The sequence below is a fragment of the Secundilactobacillus sp. MJ173 genome, from assembly GCF_059704265.1.
This window is the reverse complement of record NZ_BAAKGN010000075.1, coordinates 18,553-35,606: the sequence shown is the minus strand read 5'-3', so window position 1 is coordinate 35,606 and position 17,054 is coordinate 18,553. Positions and strand designations below refer to the sequence as shown.

The window sequence follows — 17,054 nt, the reverse complement described above, 5'->3', positions numbered from 1 at the left end:
GTCATTGTTATCAATCCGCTTGAGTTGATTTCTTAAAACAGGCCTGTAATTTTGCCATCTGCGTCAATATCCATGTTTAGGGCAGCTGGATGTTTTGGCAATCCTGGCATGGTTAACACGTTACCCGTCATTGCCACGATAAACCCAGCACCTAATTTCGGAACAAATTCCCGGACGTGAATCGTAAAGTCAGTTGGCGCACCAAGCGCCTTTGCGTTATCAGATAGAGAATACTGTGTCTTAGCCATGCAGACTGGTAATTTATCCCAACCGTACTTCGCAAACCGACGTAGTTGCCGCTTGGCTTTGGCCTCTAACTCGACATTCTTCCCACCGTAAATTTTCTGCACGATGGTGGTCATCTTATCTGCGACATCGTCATCTGGTTGGTAAAGTGCTTTAAAATCACTGGTCTGATTCGTTGCATCAACTACAGCATCCGCCAGTTCAAGCGCACCACCGCCGCCGTTGGCCCAAACCGTTGTGTCATAGGCAGGTACGTGGAGTTCATCTTTAATGTAACCGAGCAATTGATTAATTTCCGCATCTGTATCAGAAGTAAAGCGGTTCACTGCAACAATCACTGGCACACCGTACTGCTGCATGCTGATGACATGCCGTTTTAAGTTAGCGGAACCAGCAGCTAAGGCTTCCAGATCTTCGGTTTCAAGCTCGTTTTTGTTAACGCCACCGTTGTATTTCAACGCCCGTACAGTTGCAACAATGACAACAGCGTCCGGTGTTTTACCTAGCACTGGCGTTTTAATGTCCATAAACTTTTCACCGCCAAGATCGGCACCAAAGCCAGCTTCAGTAACGACATAATCAGCCAGTTTCAAAGCCGTCTGGGTTGCTAAAACGGAGTTACACCCGTGGGCAATATTGGCAAATGGACCGCCGTGGATAATTGCTGGTGTGTGTTCCAAAGTTTGAACGAGATTTGGTTTAATGGCATCTTTTAACAGTAAGGTGATTGCGCCGCCCACTTTTAAGTCAGCTACGGTAACTGGTTCTTTATCATAGGTATAGCCAATGACGATACAATTGATGCGTGCTTTTAAGTCACCAAGGTCTTTACTGAGGCAAAGAATGGCCATGAGTTCACTAGCAACGGTGATGTCAAAACCATCCTGGCGCGGAACACCGGAAGTCCGACCACCAAGGCCAATCACTGTTTGACGTAGTGCTCGGTCATTAATGTCTATAACTCGCTTCCAAATCACTTGGCGCGGATCGATATTCAATTCATTACCTTGCTGAATATGATTATCGATCAAAGCAGCTAAGGTATCGTGAGCTTCAGTCAAGGCATGCATGTCACCCGTAAAGTGGAGGTTGATATCTTCCATCGGAATCACTTGAGCATAGCCCCCGCCAGTAGCGCCACCTTTCATCCCCATAACTGGACCTAAGGATGGTTCTCGCAAGGCGATTGCGGCCTTTTTACCGCGACGTCTAAGCGCATCACCTAAACCGACCGTGACAGTCGATTTACCTTCACCAGCTGGCGTGGGGTTAATGGAAGTGACTAAAACCAGCTTAGAATCCTTGGTGTCACCTTTAACCGGCAACTTGATTTTAGCTTTTGATGCGCCATAAGGTTCAATCTGATCAGCAGAAAGGCCTAATTCAGCGGCTATTTCCGTGATTGGGGCTTCTTTTGCAGCTTGTGAAATTTCAATATCGTTCAATTAAACAACCTCCAATTTATTTGAGAGCTTCTTCTTTGGTTTCACCAATGATATTACTCAATTCAATGATGGAATTCAATGGCATGATAAACGAATAAATTTTTCCGCCATAGATAAAACCTAAACGGTACTTTGAGACGTGAAGTTCCTGAACGTCTTTTAACCGAATATTGACCCAGTTCCGGTTGATTACCCGGCTGACCCTAATGATGCCATGATCTAGGTAAATATGCCGATAATGAATTTGTGCCCAAGTCAACACTAAAAAAATAATTCCCAGCAGATAAGCAATCCATTGCAGTTTGGCTGAAACCTCCAACCCAATAATCAGAGCAAGAAAGAGGATACAAAACGTCCAGCTCCACAGGATAATACTACTTAATGGCGCAGGTTGATATAAAAATTTTCGCTTTTGATTTATGATAGAACTACCTCATTTCGAAAGGTTTGATACCATGTATACGTTATACACAGATGCAGCAACCAACAATGACACACAACACAGCGCAGCTGGTATCCTGATCGTACACGCGGGCGAGCAGCAACAATTACGTGCTAGTTTACCCGATAGTGACAATCATCATGCTGAATTTTACGCTGCACTTGTCGGATTTGATGAGCTCCTGAAGCTTCTAAACGGGAAGGCAGAGACCGTCACCGTTCAATATTTTACAGATTCTAAAATCGTCGCTGATAGCGTTGAAAAGCGTTATGCCAAACATTATCAAGACCTGGTTGATCAACTACTGACCAAACAGTCCGCGTTTAATCTCGTCATTACTCAGTGGGTGCCAGAAAAACAAAACCAAGGCGCCCACAATCTTGCCCAGCAAGCGTTACATGAAATCGATTAACTTAAATAAGTCGTTAATGGCTTTTCATAATTTGACCAATCCGGGGTGCCACCGTAAATTAAAGTACCGGCTAATAAACGACCTATCAACGGACCAGTTGTCAATCCCGAAGCACCTAAACCACTGGCCACAAGCAGGTTTGGATGAGCTTTTAGACGACCAAAAAACGGTGCAAAATCTGGTGTATAGGCACGAGTGCCAACCTTGATTCGGGTGATGTTGTCCTCAGTTAAATAATCCGCGAAGTGTTTTGCACTACTCAATAAATCTTGAGTGGCTTCAGGCGTTGCTGTTAAATTAAACCCGGCCTCATCATCATGGGTTGCCCCAACGATTAACTTACCGTGACCAAATGGAATGAAGTCACGTTCACCCTCTGGCATCAAAACGGGCATGTTTTCCAGTGATTCATAGTCTGGCACAGATAATTCAATCAACTGCCCCTTTTGTGGTCGAATAGCCGCCTTAATCCCCAATGGCTCAACTAATTCGTTCAGCCAAGGACCGACTGCAATGATGACGTTGTCAAACCGTTGCTGCCCAGCTGGCGAAAGAAGATCGCCCTGGTGATTGAAAGAAACTCGCTGATGTTTAATCGTCAAATTAACTTGTTGTGCTTGCAACAGCAACTCACGAGTCAAAGCCTCACCATCGATTCGTGCCCCACCGCTAACGTAAATTCCTGGCTGTGGGTTGGTCAACAATGGTATTCGTTCTTTGACTTCATCCGCTGTTAAGCGTTCAATATCACCCATATCGGGTGCTTGTGCATGTCGTTCCTGTGCCAACTCAAACAAATCATGAAGGTCTTTTTCGTTGGTTCTGGTAATGATGGTCCCAGTCTGCTGATAAATATCCGTGGAAAGGTTTGCGCGTCTTGCCAAAGTCATCAAAGTGGTAGCCCCATCTTTTGCTAACTGGTACCATTGTTGATTTCTTCGCTTTGATAGCCAAGGTGAAATAATGCCTGCAGCGGCCTTTGTCGCTTGACCGGTACCGTCATCAAACAAGGTCACATCGATTTGGCTGCCTCCAGGTAAACTGCTAAGATAGTAGGCTGCGCTTGCGCCAACGATACCCCCACCGATAATTGCGACTTTCTTGTTCATTATCAAACCACCCTTCCAAAACAATTTTGTTTCATAGCGTAATTCTAGCATACTATCGCTTTCAAGATTAAACTAGAAATTTTTGAAAATTTATGGAAATCTATAATAGGTCAACGCAACTTTCGGCTTAAATAAACACCAAAAAAGCCCTTAACCAAAGCATCAACGTATGCGATGCCTTGGTTAAGAGCTTCTTAAATCAGAATTTAATTTTATTTAAGTAAATCTATTTCAGTACTTTAAACCGGTCTTCGTCAGCCATGAATTCCTTATCGCCAGCAGGTGCTTCGATGGAACCAAAGTCCATTTCGGCACGTAATTGCCAGTTAGCTGGAATGTTGAACGCAGCTCTAACTTCTTCATCGATCAGAGGATTGTAATGTTGTAAGTTAGCACCCAAACCGTTTTCAGCTAAGGCTGTCCATACTGCAAACTGTGCGTATCCTTGACCCTGTTCTGCCCAGTCCTTGAAGTTATCAGCATAAAGCGCAAAGTCACTTTCAAAACGGTGAACGATATCCATGTCTGTGTAGAACATGACCGTCCCAAATGCTGACTTGAAGGCGTTGATTTTTTGCAATGTCTTCTGATAAGCCTCTTCAGTTGGCACTTCAGACTTCAAACGCTTAGCAACGATGTCCCAAAGTTGTTCGTGGCTGTCACCAAACAGAATCACCGCACGGGTTGTCTGGTTGTTGAATGAAGTTGGTGCTAACTTAATAGCTTCCTTGATCAATTTTGCCAAGTCGTCTTCGCTGGCGTTCACATTACGACCTAAAGCATAGATTGAGCGACGTTGTTTAGCTAAGTTTAAAAGTTGTTCTTTCATTTTATAAAGTCCTCCAATAAGTTGCGTTCATTTATTAATTTACAAAAACTAGTATAACAGCTTACTTTTTGTAAGTAAAGTATTTTTCGCTTTTTATTTAAGAATCGTGAGGCCGTTTGTCCTCATCCTATGCGCATGCTACACTGAAAATAATCAATAACAGTGAAGGACGTGACGTCATGTTTCATCAACGAGTCGGTCGCCAACTGCTTAGTCAGTACGGCTACTTTTTTGTTTTATGGTTTGTTATACAAGTTTTTATCAACGTCCCCATTATCAATTTAACTAGCGGCTGGACTGAGGAATTACTGACGGATGCCGTTAAAATGCTGATTTGGCTAGGGGTCGGCTTTTTCATGATTTTTCATACAAAAAAGGACCAATTCGAGATTGAACGGCCCTTTCAGTTAAATTTAAAGTTCAAGCCACTTTACGTGACACTTGCCGCAATCCTGATTTACATGTTGGCAAGCGCGTTTATTCAACGACACACCATTAGCATTGTAGCTAGTTTTAAACCCACCATGCTGCTGCAAGATTTTTTGATTGTCGGTCTCTGCGAAGAAACCGTGTTTCGGGGTTATCTGCTAAACCGGTTAAAGAAAATCGCTCCCACTGAACAGTCAGCATTAATCATTCAAGCCGTTTTGTTCGCGTTAATCCACCTGCCTAAATACCTGACGACTTATCCCGCGCTTCCATTAATCACGATTATGGGACAGTTAGTGACCGTTGCCATTCTTGGTTACCTGTTCGGCTGGTTATTTCTTAAAAGTCGGTCACTGTGGCCAAGCATCATCGTTCACTCTGTCTGGGATTTATTGATCGTCCTGCTGATTGGCGGTTAAGTGTAATTGGCCATTCATGGTCAAGGACATGGCAGAAACAGTTGTTGGTTCGGTAAAAATAGCTAGCATCTCCATAAAGCTTTCTGCTGTATTGGATGCATTCAAATCAGCCAATGGCATCCAAAAAATTCGACCTTCATCGCCCTGCTTAAGGGAACCGGAAAAGTGACTCGTGCGGTACAAATAACCGATTTTCCGGTACCCTGCTTGCTGATCAAACCATTCAACACAGCCACACGCTTCAAGCTGACCAATGTGCAACCCAGTTTCTTCAAAGACTTCTCGAATCATGGCATCCGCAACGGGTTCGTTGGGTTCAACGTGACCGCCAGGAAAAGTGTGACCAAACTTCCAACTCACATCAGTTTTATCTTCCACCAGCACCCGTTTGGTCTTCGGATCATAAATCATGCACATATTCACCAATTCCACCGGTTCAGTACGATCAAGTCCCATGCCTACCACCTCATTTATTTAGATGGTTTCATTATAAAGAACGAACTCATTCTCGTAAACGGGCAGTTTGACCTTTAAATTCTGTGGCGTAGAGTTTCATATCACTCTGGGCTTTAGCAACATCATCGCTAAGTTCAACCGTGTAATCGGCTTCTTCACCGTGTTCACCAATATCCAACCCTAACTCTTCTTCATCTGCGTCAACCCGCATTGGCATCACGAGCTGCAGTGCTTTGATGAGGACGATACACATAATAGCCACAAAGGCAATGGTGATTAACGTGGCAGCAAGTTGAATCAAGAAGAGATGGGCACCGCCACCATAAAACAAACCGTTTTCTGCAAGGCTGCTATTCACTGATTTCGTAGCAAACAGACCAGTCGCAACACTACCGAAGATGCCACTAACACCGTGACAACCAAAAGCGTCCAGCGCATCGTCCACACCAATACGGTCCTTTAGAACGTTCACAAAGAAGTAGCTGCAACAAGTGGCAACAAGGCCGATCCAAAATGAGCCACCGACAGTGACAAAGCCGGCACCTGGCGTAATCCCAACTAAGCCACACAACGTTCCCGTGCAAACGCCCACCAGTGTGGGTTTGCCTTTAATGAAGATATCGAGGAACATCCATGCTACCATTGCCGTTGCGGTTGCAACCGTAGTGGTTAACGTTGCTTGAACGGCTACCGTGTTAACACCTAGAGCCGAGCCAGCATTGAAGCCGTACCAGCCAATCCAAAGAATGGTCGTTCCAAGCAAAACCCACGGCAAGTTGTAATGGGTATGTGGAATATCGCCAAACTTAATCCGTTTTCCTAGGAATGCCGATAACACGAAAGCTGTAATACCGGCGTTAATATGAACCACAGTTCCACCAGCGAAGTCAACTGTTCCCAGTTTGGCAAGTAATCCGGCTGGACTCCAAACCATGTGAACCATCGGGTAGTAAATAAAGATGGACCAAACAACTAAGAAAGTCAGCAAAAACTTGAATCTGATTCTGCCTACCACCGCACCAACGAACAAGGCTGGCGTAATGATTGCAAACATCATTTGAAACAACGAATAAAGACTCGTGGGAATATGAGTGCTAGTCAACGTATTTAGATTCAGGTGACTCATAAACGGGTGGGCCCAACTGCCGAAAACACCGCCATGATCACCGACAAACGACAATGAATATCCAATTAAAATCCACAAAATAATGGCGACACCGGTCATGACAAATACTGACAGCATGGTATTGACTACGTTTCGTTTTGACACCAAACCGCCATAAAAAAAGGCTAATCCAGGTGTCATGAATAAAACCAGAATACTGGATAACACCATAAACGAGACGTTAGCAAGACTCATATAAAATCACTTCTCTCTTTGATTATGTTATGAATTCTAACATGGTTTAAAATGCTATTCCAGCAGTATTTTGATGATGTTACCTAGGAAAAAATAATAGTTGACCAGTAAACGGCGTGAACACTATCTGAGAATAAGATTAATTTTTTTTGAGAATTGTCGTCGTGATGTTAGGTTTTAATACATTTCCATGAATGAAAGGCTGTTTGGCGATAAAACAATAAAACAGCTGATATGACTACTCACTCATTGATTAGTCGTATCAGCTGTTTTATTCTAATTCGTAGGAAGTTTCCTACTTATGTGAACGATGACCCCAATATTGGAAGTAATCCGTTCTCAAAGCACCGTTGTACAATTTACGGCGTTTAGTAGCCTTTTCACCGTAGAACGTTTCAAACTCGAGATCAGCAGTCAAAATATACTTTGACCAAGTAGTTAACGGTTTGAAGACTTGACCCATTTGTTCATAGAGTTTACGAACACTCTTTTGATCACCCATCCGTTTACCATAAGGCGGATTGGCGATGATGACACCGTCTTCCTTATCAGTCTTAAAGTCTTTAACTGCAACCTGTTTAAAGGTAATGTCATGTAACACGCCAGCACCGTTTGCATTTAACTTTGCAATATCGATCATTGAGCCGTCAATATCACAACCGGTAATGTCGACAACATCGTCATTTTGCTTAGTCTTTGCTTCTTCCTTAAGTTCATTTGAAATCTTAAGGTTGTCTGGATGCCAGTTTTCGCACTGAAAATGGCGGTTGATTCCTGGCGCAATGTTGCGAGCCATTAATGCTGCTTCGATTGGCAACGTGCCAGAACCACACATTGGATCAACGAACGGCATATCGGTATGCCAGTTGGTCAGCATAATTAAAGCAGCGGCGAAGTTTTCCTTTAATGGCGCCTCACCCTTTTCCTGACGGTAACCCCGTTTGAACAGACTGTCGCCCGTAGTGTCAAGGGTCAGCGTTGCTTCATCCTTATTTAACGCAATTTCTAAGGTAAACAGGGCGCCGGTTTCAGGAAAACGACTTTTACGATGATACGCGCTAGCCATTTGATTAACAATCGCTTTTTTTGTGACAGCTTGAATGTCCGGCACACTAAACAGTTTAGAGTTCTTAGAACGGCCATTAACTGGAAATTTGGCATCCATCGGCAGCCATTGATCCCATGGCATAGCAGTGACGGTGTCAAAAATGTCGTCAAACGTAGTTGCTTTAAATGTTTTTAAGATAATTTTGATACGATCAGCCGAACGTAACCAAATATTTGCCCGTAAAATATCGGTCATGGTGCCCTCGAAATAGATTCGTCCGTTGTCGACACGTACGTCATACCCTAAGTCCCGTAATTCTTGGCCAGCTAAAGCTTCTAATCCACTAGCCGTTGCTGCATATAATTGAAATTTCTGTTGTGACATGTTCTGCCTCTTTCTTTGTGTGCGGTTACTTAGTTAAAGTAACAAGTTTCTAAAAACACTGCTGAAGCCCAGATTATTGCTAAAGGTACGTGCCTCCGTTATAGCCAAAATCTGGTAACTTGGTTCTCGCTACTAAGATTAACATCATTTTATAGGCAATTCATCACATTCCTGATGAGAACGTGTTTTCTTGTCTTTATAATTGCAAAAAAAAGGTGAGAGTCACCTCTCACCAATCCTGAACTGTAAATCTCTGTAAGCCATGTTCCGTACTTTATTAGATGTCAGGGACAGTCTAATAAAGCGGTAATCATCTATCTCAAGAGTAAAAACTCTTCCCCCACATTTAGTTCATTTCCAGATGTGAAGCTCCCCTACCATAGTTTGGGTTGCCCGCTCGAGGGGTTTACCAACGTTCCACCGTACCCGTTTCCGAATACGTCATCGTCGCTGTGGCACTTTTCAGGGATATTAACGCATAGCCGAAACCTTAGCGCGTTCTCCCGCCGTAACTTCTTACGAAGTCCCCCGGCTTATTTTTTCACCGAGCACGAACACTACAAGCATCTCAGCTTGTGCGAGCATGGACTTTCCTCAGCCGACATAAGCCGACCGCGATTACCCGAGATTTACAAGTTACTATCAAATTATTAGAGACGGTGAGATGTGTTAGCACCACTGTCTACTTGAGAACCAAACACATGGCGTTCCAAGTTAGAAAGACGTTTCAAAATATCCATGTTAGTCACATTAGTAGCTGGCTGACTTGGTTGGGTAACAGTTGCGCCCCCAACGGATAATTGCTTTGTCAATTCATCGACTTTTGCACGCAGACGTTCGTTCTCGTCTTGGAGGTGCTGATTTTCCTTCGTAAATGTTTCGTAGTCCTTAATCACATTATCTAAAAAGCTATCGACATCAGCAGGATCGTATCCCCGCATCTTCTGTCTAAACTCTTTTTGAAGGATGTCTTTTGGATTATAATTAATGGTTGCCATTTAAATACACCTCATCACTTATTCAACACCAACATTTAAGATGTTATCAAATTTTAGTTTGAATTGAAACCCCTATTTGAATTTTTATCTGAATTTTCTCCAAATTCATACGAAAACTCCTGTAATTGATCGAAATCAATCATTTGCAAGGGATATTCATGCTGCCCTTGCCAGTTTACAATTGCATCATAATCGTAACTCGATTTGCCTTTGTTGTCTACATCGTATACTAAAATTGCACCGTCAGTATGACTTAACATAAATTCTTGGTAATTTCTTAATTGTTGTGGTGATGTATAATCATGACTACTGACACTAGCGTGGAAATCAACTTGTGACAGCAAGGTCGCTAATTTAGCTTGATTTTCTGGTTTCCAGTTGCTGCCAAAATGGGTAAATGGTGTCATCATGGCAACTTGCAGTTCCGGATACTCGTTTTTTAATGATAGGCCCACTTGAGCAGCCCACTGTTCAATGCCCATCTGCCCACCAGTAATCACCCAAGTCGTTCCATCTTCAATTGCCGCTTTGATCAGCTGCTTCAGTGCATATTGCAGCACTAAAAATTTGGGTTCTTTATCGGAAAATACGCCTAATTCATAGGCCCGATACCCCGTTATCCAAACACGTTGCATTTCTCTTACTCCTTTTTGTGGTATCATTTCAACCATGAGTGTTGTGCAAAAACTAATTTCTTACATAATACTTAAGTTAATAGTTTTATATTCCAGTTTTTATTCACGAAGCAACTTGGTATAATAACCGTAACTGGGTATGCACTTTTTTTCAATATTTTACTATAGAAAAGAGATGATCCAGCCAGTGACAATCCATTATCCTAACGGGGCAAAATACCAGCCGCAGGCAACTAAACACTCAGCACAGGCTAACACTTCATTAGTGAAGCACGGCGGCCGCGGTATGACGCTAGAACAGGAAATCAACGAAAGCAATCAATATTATTTGGCTCACGATATTGCAGTTATTCATAAGAAGCCAACTCCTATTCAAATCGTCAAGGTAGATTATCCCAAACGTAGTGCTGCGGTGATTCGGGAAGCTTATTTCCGACAAGCCTCAACCACGGATTATAACGGAATTTATCGTGGCCGGTATATCGATTTTGATGCAAAAGAAACGAAGGAAACAACGCGTTTCCCTCTAGATAACTTTCACCAGCATCAAGTAGAGCATATGCGTAGTTGTTTAAAACAAGGTGGCATTTGTTTTGGTCTAATTAAATTTGCCACGCTTGATCAATTATTTTTACTAAAGGCAACTGATTTAATCAAATACTGGGACGAACAGGATAACGCGGGCGCTCGGAAATCAATCCCCATGTCCGTGTTTAAAACTTCTGCCATACCCGTAAAGTATTCGCTCAACCCCATTATCGCTTATCTTGATGCGGTTGATCAACTCATTTAACGCCTTAACCAAAGGAGTCTATTTATGTCAAGCAATCAATCTAATCCTCAGACACGTTCAGAGATACGAGCCAAACGCAACCGTGGTCCCAAAGGCCATCACACTATTTGGCGAATACTCAAATGGGCTGTCGTTGTCTTTTTGGCAGCTATCCTATTAGGTGCAGTCGTTTTCTTCTACTATGCACAGGGAGCACCAAACATTTCACAATCTGCACTTGAAAGTGATACGTCAACTAAAATTTACGATTCCAATAACGATGTGATTTCAAGGTCAGGTGAACAGAACCGTGATTATGTTAAATCGAAGAATATTCCTGAACAGTTAAAATCTGCCGTTGTTTCTATTGAAGACCGACGTTTCTACAAGAATCATGGTGTTGATCCCATTCGAATCGTGAGTGCTGCAATGCACAACGTTACGGGCTCTTCACTGGGACTTCAAGGCGGGAGTACGCTGACGCAACAACTGGTCAAACTGTCCGTCTTCTCAACCGCACAGTCTGATCAAACTTTAAAGCGTAAGTCTCAAGAAGCTTGGTTAGCGATTAAGGTTGACCAGACCTACAGTAAACAGCAGATCCTTGAGTTTTACATTAATAAAGTTTACATGGGTAATGGTGTTTACGGCATGCAAACAGCCGCTCATTATTACTATGGCAAGTCGTTATCCAAGCTTAATCTGCAAGAAATGGCCATGTTAGCTGGTATGCCGCAAAGCCCAACTAACTACGACCCGATTCACCATCCGCAATACGCAAAGTATCGTCGTGATCAAGTGTTAGATGCCATGGTTTCGAATAAGGTGATCACTTCTGGACAGGCAGCAACTGCTAAGGCAACTAGTGTTCAAACTGGATTGGCTAAAACCCATCCGGTTAGCACGGTCAATTCGGCTAATCAAAAGTACATTGATGCGTATTTGAAAGAAGTTTATGCAGAGCTTAAAAGTGATGGCTATAATACCAATACAGATGGACTACGAGTTTACACTAACCTCAATATGTCAGCCCAAAAGCATCTTTATAGCATTGCTAATAGCAGTAATTACGTGGCATATCCAAGCAATAAATTCCAGTTGGGTGCCACAATGGTCAATCCAAACAACGGTCAAGTGGTTGCCATGCTTGGTGGCCGTAAAACGGGTAACGTTACCTTTGGCCTTAACCGAGCTGTTCAAACTGATCGTTCTAGTGGGTCAACGGCTAAGCCAATCGCGGATTACGGCCCAGCAATCCAGTACTTGAAGTACCCAACGTATCAACCGGTTCAAGATACGCAGTACTACTATCCAGGTACGACCCGTGAGCTTAACGATTTTGATAACCGACATGAGGGTACCATTACCATGCGTAAGGCATTAGTGGAATCCCGAAACATTCCAGCGATTAGAACATTAGATGCGGTTGGCATTAACCGTGCCACTAACTTCCTAGGTAATTTGGGAATGACTTTTAATGATAAGCTGACCTTGCAAAATGGGATTGGCCTTTATATCTCCACAGAACAGGAAGCAGCCGCTTACGCAGCTTTCGCTAATGGTGGGACTTATTACAAGCCTCATTTGCTCAATCACGTTGTCACCGCAGATGGCAAAACGCATAACTACGGTGTCAAAGGCAAGCGTGCCATGTCCCCTGCAACTGCTTTCATGATCACTGATATGTTAAAGGGTGTGATGACAAGCACAAACGGCTCTGGTACCGCAGCTAATATCTCCGGTCTCTATCAAGCAGGTAAAACTGGGACAACCGCCTACCCTGATGATTATGCATCGCAAGTGCCTGGTGACGCAGCCATGGATTCTTGGTTTACTGGTTACACTAAAAACTACTCACTTTCCATTTGGACTGGGTATGACAAGCAATTCCAGGCCGGACATTACATCCCAGAAGCACAAACCAAGATAGCGCAGGAAATTTATCGTTCTGAGATGAGCTACGTCCAACAAAATGCAAGTAATACTGACTGGACCGCACCATCAGACGTCGTTGCCACTCGTCGAAACGGAACAACTGAATATTACGTTTCTGGCTATCCAGGTGATGCGTCGACCCCAACGAATGATGGTAGCAGCAGTAGTACGAATACCAATGACACAACTGGTAATAACGAGGCTAATACTAATAGTTCGTCGAAGACTTCTAGTTCTGCGGAGAGTTCAAGAACTTCCACAGAGCAACGACCAACTGGTGGTAATGGCGGTGGTAACGGAAATGACAACACCGACACACAGAACACCAACTCAGCCTCTACAGATAGTGCGTCTAATAACACCAACGCAAATTCTGGAACTGGCAAAAGCAATTCATCAACCAAAAGTAGTCAATAGTCTGTAAAACCTAAAAGCGTGTGACACAACTCGGTAGGTTCCAGAATTTAATCCAAAGAAACGCCATTCCGATACATTTTGTCGGGATGGCGTTTCTTTGGTTAAATGGCCGGAATTTGAGTTGTGACGCATACCTAGGCTAGATTAAAGTGGCGCACATGAGTAAATCCATAGCTACCTTTCAGTTAAGAAACCAGACAAGAGTTTTATCAATATAGACTTATGTCACAGTCCTTAACTTCACTTTCAGTGTAAAAAAAAGTTCTGATATTAGTCGATTTTCATCAATTAATAATATCAGAACTAATCTTAGATTGTTTACTATTAGAGTATCAATAAATTTATTTACAATCCATTTTGCTTATTCTTTTGGCTTCTCACCAATCTTAAACATTGGAATGTGAGGTAAATTTTTTTGATTCTTAGTTCTATTATTAGCCGTATTTGCGCCTGTAACACCCTGGTTCTGTTGACGGTGCTCGCGTTCCTGCTGAACTTGTTCAGGCGTTGTCAGGTGCTTTTTTTGCCAGCTAAGCAGGATTCGGTCCATATACTTTAAGTTATAAACTTGATTGAGCACAGCCTCTTTCAAGGCCAGCCGAATAATTCCGACTTGGTAATGATCTTTATCAAGCCACTGAGAAATCATCTCAAGCTCAATGGGAGATAGTGGTCGGCCAAATTCAGTTTCAATTTGGTTAAAAATGGTTTCACGATCATTATCAACCCGACTCGTCACAGTTTGGGTTTCAGCTTTTTTGACATACTGAGCGAGTTTTTCGTACAGCAAAGTAAAATCATACGAATCTCGTGCCAACTGGCCAGGCTGCTGCACCGTATTAATCTGCATCAACCGTTTACCAATCATGGTGTGCAGCTCCTGAAAAATTTGATTATCAGTGAGCCCCACCGCTTTAGCAATCGTCTCAGTCTGTGGAAAGCTGATACCACGATCGTTATAACTTTTAATTTGTAGGTAGATTAAGAATTCAGTGTTACTCATCCCTAATTCACGATAGTGCTCCAGTAACAGTGTTGCCACCGTTGTCTGACCAGATTTAATTAAGGCATTTGCAAAACTGTCCATCTGCTGCCCTCCAATCCTTTGATTCGACTTCTAACGTGAAGAAACTCCCCCATTGCGCCATCAACATTCGGCTTTGGAGAAGTTTCTGTTTCAAACATATATTGTCTACGGGTAAATACGGTTGAGTAAACGTGGGAACGGAATAGCTTCCCGAACGTGGTCTTCACCAGTGATCCATGTAATGGCTCTTTCAAGACCCAAACCAAAGCCTGAGTGAGGAACACTACCATACTTACGTAAATCTAAGTACCAGCTGTATTCCTTAGGATCCAAGCCAGCTTTGATGATTTGGTCATAAAGGTAATCATAATCAGTTGCCCGTTCAGAACCACCGATGATTTCACCATAACCTTCAGGTGCCAATAAGTCCGCACAAATGACAACGTCTTTACGCGTTGGGTGTTCCTTCATGTAGAATGCCTTGATGGCCTTAGGGTAGTTTAACACAAACACAGGCTGCTTGAATTGGTCAGCTAAGAAAGTCTCTTCTGGCGAACCAAAATCAACGCCCCAGTCCACATCAAAACCGTTTTGCTTCAGCATTTCAACGGCTTCATCATAACTGATTCGTGGATAAGGCAACTGCGTGTATTGCTTAAGCGTGTCAATATCGCGACCAAGGACTTCAAGAGCGTCCTTGCAATGATCAATGACGTTTTGAACTAAGAAAGCGATGTATTGTTCTTGAATTTCCAAGCTTTGTTCTTGATGCATGAAGGCCATTTCTGGCTCAATCATCCAGAATTCAATCAAATGGCGACGAGTTTTAGACTTTTCAGCACGGAAAGTTGGTCCGAACGAAAAGACTTTATCAAAGGCCATTGCGCCGGCTTCTTCATATAGTTGACCAGATTGTGAAAGATAGGCATCGCGGTCGAAGTATTCCGTGTGGAACAAATCAGTTGTCCCTTCAGGAGCACTGCCAGTTAAAATTGGTGCGTCAATCTTAGTGAACCCTTCTTTATTGAAGAATTCATAAGTGGCACGGATGACTTCGTTACGAATCACCATGGTTGCATGAGGACGTGATGAACGTAACCATAAGTGACGGTGATCCATCAAAAAGTCAACCCCGTGTTCCTTGGGCGTGATCGGGTAGTCTTCGCTTTCACCGATCACTTCGATATCCTCCACAGCAATTTCATAGCCAAATTTAGAACGGCTATCTTCGTGAATCACACCCGTAATCCACATGCTGGTTTCTTGCCGAAGCTCTTTAGCAAGTTCAAAAACTTCTTCAGAAACGTTATTCTTCAGCACAACACCTTGGAAAAAGGCGGTACCATCTCGTAACTGCAAGAAAGCAATCTTCCCGCTGGAACGCTTGTTAGTCAACCAAACACCAATCTTAACTTTTTCGTCAACATGGTCCTTGGCATTAATGATGTTAATCTGTTGCACAATGTAACCCCCAATGAATAATTAGTCTTTAAATTGTACCATGAAAGCCTTGATTCTAGCCATAGCTGTTTTAAGTGAATCTAGATCAGTTGCGTAACTGATGCGGACATGGTTGTTAACGCCAAATGCAGAACCGTCAACTAACGCGACGTGAGCTTCAGTCAATAAGCGGCTGACCAATTCACCAGTAGACGCAATACCAGTAATTTCTAGTGCTTTGCTGACATCTGGGAAAAGGTAAAAAGCGCCTTGGGGTTTAACTTTTAATTCAAACCCTGGAATGTCATTTAATAACGGATAAATTGTGTTTAAACGCTCTTCAAAAGCCTGACGCATCACTTCAGTCTGCGTTTGATCACCCGTGAAAGCCTCCAGTAAAGCATACTGACTGACCGCAGTTGGATTACCAGTGGCGTGAGATAGGAAGGCGGAAATTTTACTGATTAGTCGTTCATCAGCAACGACATAGCCCATCCGCCAACCAGTCATGGAGTACGTTTTGCTCCCGCCAGAAATAATAATGATACGTGAATCTAACTGATCAGCTAGCTGCGCAATGGAAGTAAAACTAGCACCGTTATACACCAACTGACCATAAATATCGTCCGTGATCACCATTAGATCATGATGTTTGGTCCAGTCGTTTAATGCGGCCAGCTCCTGCTGATCATAAATAACGCCAGTTGGATTTTGTGGACTGTTGAGCACAAAAGCAACCGTCTTGTCAGTCAATTTTGCTTCCAAATCAGCCGGTGTTGCTTTAAAACTTTCACCCACTGGCACAGAAACGGGAATACCACCGGCGAGTTTGATTTGTTCGGAGTAACTGACCCAGTACGGTTCTGGTAATAACACTTCATCACCAGGATCAAGAATGGCTTGAAAAGCACTATACAGTGCCATTTTGGCACCAGTGGTAATCGCAACGTTTTGGGCGGTCAACCCTTGCAAACCATAGTCTCTGTTCGTTCGTTGTGCCACTGCAGTTCTTAATTGCGGAATGCCTGCAGCTGGAGTATAAAAGCTTGCTTTACCGGCACTAATTGCGTCAATGGCCGCTTGCTCGATGTTTTTGGGTGTTTCAAAATCAGGTTCACCAATGCCAAGGTTAATCACGTCGATTCCGTCAGCAATCATTTGCTTCGCTTGAGCAGAAACTTTCATAGTTGCCGATGGTTGAAGCTGTTGCGCACGCTGTGAGATTTTCAAAATATAGCCCCCTAGATACCT

General features: G+C 43.2%; 16 protein-coding genes and 1 other RNA gene. 4 read left to right on the top strand and 13 right to left on the bottom strand.

The genetic code is table 11. The features are described from left to right. Positions 1-32 precede the first annotated feature (32 nt). Both AC6H04_RS12095 and AC6H04_RS12090 read right to left on the bottom strand, forming a co-directional pair. On the bottom strand, positions 33-1,691 hold the full coding sequence (locus AC6H04_RS12095) for a formate--tetrahydrofolate ligase (protein WP_497571913.1): 1,659 nt from the start codon (positions 1,689-1,691) through the stop codon (positions 33-35). Between the two features lie 16 nt (positions 1,692-1,707). Next, a complete protein-coding gene (locus AC6H04_RS12090; protein WP_497571975.1) occupies positions 1,708-2,112 on the bottom strand; it encodes an EbsA family protein in 405 nt (134 codons plus the stop codon). A gap of 34 nt (positions 2,113-2,146) precedes the next feature. On the opposite strand from AC6H04_RS12090, the gene AC6H04_RS12085 reads away from it, so the two are divergent. Then, positions 2,147-2,545: a ribonuclease HI family protein gene (locus AC6H04_RS12085; protein ID WP_497571912.1), complete on the top strand. Its 399-nt coding sequence runs from the start codon at positions 2,147-2,149 to the stop codon at positions 2,543-2,545. Here the strand turns inward: AC6H04_RS12085 and AC6H04_RS12080 are convergent. Together AC6H04_RS12080 and AC6H04_RS12075 are read right to left on the bottom strand one after the other, a co-directional pair. After that, positions 2,542-3,654, bottom strand: coding sequence for an NAD(P)/FAD-dependent oxidoreductase (locus tag AC6H04_RS12080; RefSeq protein ID WP_497571911.1), 1,113 nt, complete (start codon positions 3,652-3,654; stop codon positions 2,542-2,544). The two genes, AC6H04_RS12085 and AC6H04_RS12080, sit on opposite strands and share 4 nt — an antisense overlap. A gap of 226 nt (positions 3,655-3,880) precedes the next feature. Next, positions 3,881-4,483, bottom strand: coding sequence for a nitroreductase family protein (locus tag AC6H04_RS12075; RefSeq protein WP_497571910.1), 603 nt, complete (start codon positions 4,481-4,483; stop codon positions 3,881-3,883). A gap of 179 nt (positions 4,484-4,662) precedes the next feature. Between AC6H04_RS12075 and AC6H04_RS12070 the strand changes: the two genes are divergently transcribed. Continuing rightward, positions 4,663-5,331, top strand: coding sequence for a CPBP family intramembrane glutamic endopeptidase (locus AC6H04_RS12070; RefSeq protein ID WP_497571909.1), 669 nt, complete (start codon positions 4,663-4,665; stop codon positions 5,329-5,331). Here the strand turns inward: AC6H04_RS12070 and AC6H04_RS12065 are convergent. The 6 genes from AC6H04_RS12065 to AC6H04_RS12040 form a co-directional block, all read right to left on the bottom strand. Then, on the bottom strand, positions 5,302-5,787 hold the full coding sequence (locus AC6H04_RS12065) for an 8-oxo-dGTP diphosphatase (RefSeq protein WP_497571908.1): 486 nt from the start codon (positions 5,785-5,787) through the stop codon (positions 5,302-5,304). The genes AC6H04_RS12070 and AC6H04_RS12065 overlap by 30 nt on opposite strands. Before the next feature lie 46 nt (positions 5,788-5,833). Further along, the gene (locus tag AC6H04_RS12060; protein WP_497571907.1) at positions 5,834-7,147 is read right to left on the bottom strand and encodes an ammonium transporter; all 1,314 of its coding nucleotides are present in this window, start codon (positions 7,145-7,147) and stop codon (positions 5,834-5,836) included. 295 nt (positions 7,148-7,442) lie between these two features. After that, entirely contained in the window at positions 7,443-8,579 is a 1,137-nt protein-coding gene (locus tag AC6H04_RS12055; RefSeq protein ID WP_497571906.1) for a THUMP domain-containing class I SAM-dependent RNA methyltransferase, read from the bottom strand. A gap of 251 nt (positions 8,580-8,830) precedes the next feature. Continuing rightward, positions 8,831-9,209, bottom strand: an RNA gene (gene rnpB / locus AC6H04_RS12050) — RNase P RNA component class B. 20 nt (positions 9,210-9,229) lie between these two features. Next, positions 9,230-9,577, bottom strand: a complete 348-nt coding sequence (gpsB, locus tag AC6H04_RS12045; protein ID WP_497571905.1) for a cell division regulator GpsB — start codon at positions 9,575-9,577, stop codon at positions 9,230-9,232. A gap of 53 nt (positions 9,578-9,630) precedes the next feature. Beyond that, positions 9,631-10,212 (bottom strand): SLOG family protein, encoded by a 582-nt coding sequence (locus AC6H04_RS12040; RefSeq protein WP_497571904.1) that lies wholly within the window; start codon positions 10,210-10,212, stop codon positions 9,631-9,633. Positions 10,213-10,399: 187 nt separating this feature from the next. Here AC6H04_RS12040 and recU point away from each other — a divergent pair, with 187 nt between their 5' ends. Both recU and AC6H04_RS12030 read left to right on the top strand, forming a co-directional pair. After that, positions 10,400-11,005, top strand: a complete 606-nt coding sequence (gene recU / locus AC6H04_RS12035) for a Holliday junction resolvase RecU (RefSeq protein WP_497571903.1) — start codon at positions 10,400-10,402, stop codon at positions 11,003-11,005. Between the two features lie 24 nt (positions 11,006-11,029). Continuing rightward, positions 11,030-13,336: a transglycosylase domain-containing protein gene (locus AC6H04_RS12030; protein WP_497571902.1), complete on the top strand. Its 2,307-nt coding sequence runs from the start codon at positions 11,030-11,032 to the stop codon at positions 13,334-13,336. Between the two features lie 361 nt (positions 13,337-13,697). Here AC6H04_RS12030 and AC6H04_RS12025 read toward each other — a convergent pair whose 3' ends face one another. The 3 genes from AC6H04_RS12025 to AC6H04_RS12015 all read right to left on the bottom strand — a co-directional run bounded on the left by AC6H04_RS12025 (position 13,698) and on the right by AC6H04_RS12015 (position 17,033). After that, positions 13,698-14,423 carry a DnaD domain protein gene (locus tag AC6H04_RS12025; protein WP_497571901.1) on the bottom strand — a complete coding sequence of 242 codons (726 nt, stop codon included), beginning with the start codon at positions 14,421-14,423 and terminating at the stop codon, positions 13,698-13,700. A gap of 105 nt (positions 14,424-14,528) precedes the next feature. Then, the gene (asnS, locus tag AC6H04_RS12020; RefSeq protein ID WP_497571900.1) at positions 14,529-15,824 is read right to left on the bottom strand and encodes an asparagine--tRNA ligase; all 1,296 of its coding nucleotides are present in this window, start codon (positions 15,822-15,824) and stop codon (positions 14,529-14,531) included. Positions 15,825-15,845: 21 nt separating this feature from the next. Then, positions 15,846-17,033 carry a pyridoxal phosphate-dependent aminotransferase gene (locus tag AC6H04_RS12015; protein WP_497571899.1) on the bottom strand — a complete coding sequence of 396 codons (1,188 nt, stop codon included), beginning with the start codon at positions 17,031-17,033 and terminating at the stop codon, positions 15,846-15,848. Positions 17,034-17,054: the final 21 nt, after the last annotated feature.

Coding starts and splice junctions, on each gene's coding strand:
- AC6H04_RS12060 (WP_497571907.1), bottom strand. CDS start 7,147: ATGAGTCTTGCTAACGTCTCGTTTATGGTGTTATCCAGTATTCTGGTT.
- AC6H04_RS12085 (WP_497571912.1), top strand. CDS start 2,147: ATGTATACGTTATACACAGATGCAGCAACCAACAATGACACACAACAC.
- AC6H04_RS12040 (WP_497571904.1), bottom strand. CDS start 10,212: ATGCAACGTGTTTGGATAACGGGGTATCGGGCCTATGAATTAGGCGTA.
- AC6H04_RS12025 (WP_497571901.1), bottom strand. CDS start 14,423: ATGGACAGTTTTGCAAATGCCTTAATTAAATCTGGTCAGACAACGGTG.
- AC6H04_RS12055 (WP_497571906.1), bottom strand. CDS start 8,579: ATGTCACAACAGAAATTTCAATTATATGCAGCAACGGCTAGTGGATTA.
- AC6H04_RS12065 (WP_497571908.1), bottom strand. CDS start 5,787: ATGGGACTTGATCGTACTGAACCGGTGGAATTGGTGAATATGTGCATG.
- AC6H04_RS12080 (WP_497571911.1), bottom strand. CDS start 3,654: ATGAACAAGAAAGTCGCAATTATCGGTGGGGGTATCGTTGGCGCAAGC.
- gpsB (WP_497571905.1), bottom strand. CDS start 9,577: ATGGCAACCATTAATTATAATCCAAAAGACATCCTTCAAAAAGAGTTT.
- AC6H04_RS12070 (WP_497571909.1), top strand. CDS start 4,663: ATGTTTCATCAACGAGTCGGTCGCCAACTGCTTAGTCAGTACGGCTAC.
- AC6H04_RS12030 (WP_497571902.1), top strand. CDS start 11,030: ATGTCAAGCAATCAATCTAATCCTCAGACACGTTCAGAGATACGAGCC.
- AC6H04_RS12075 (WP_497571910.1), bottom strand. CDS start 4,483: ATGAAAGAACAACTTTTAAACTTAGCTAAACAACGTCGCTCAATCTAT.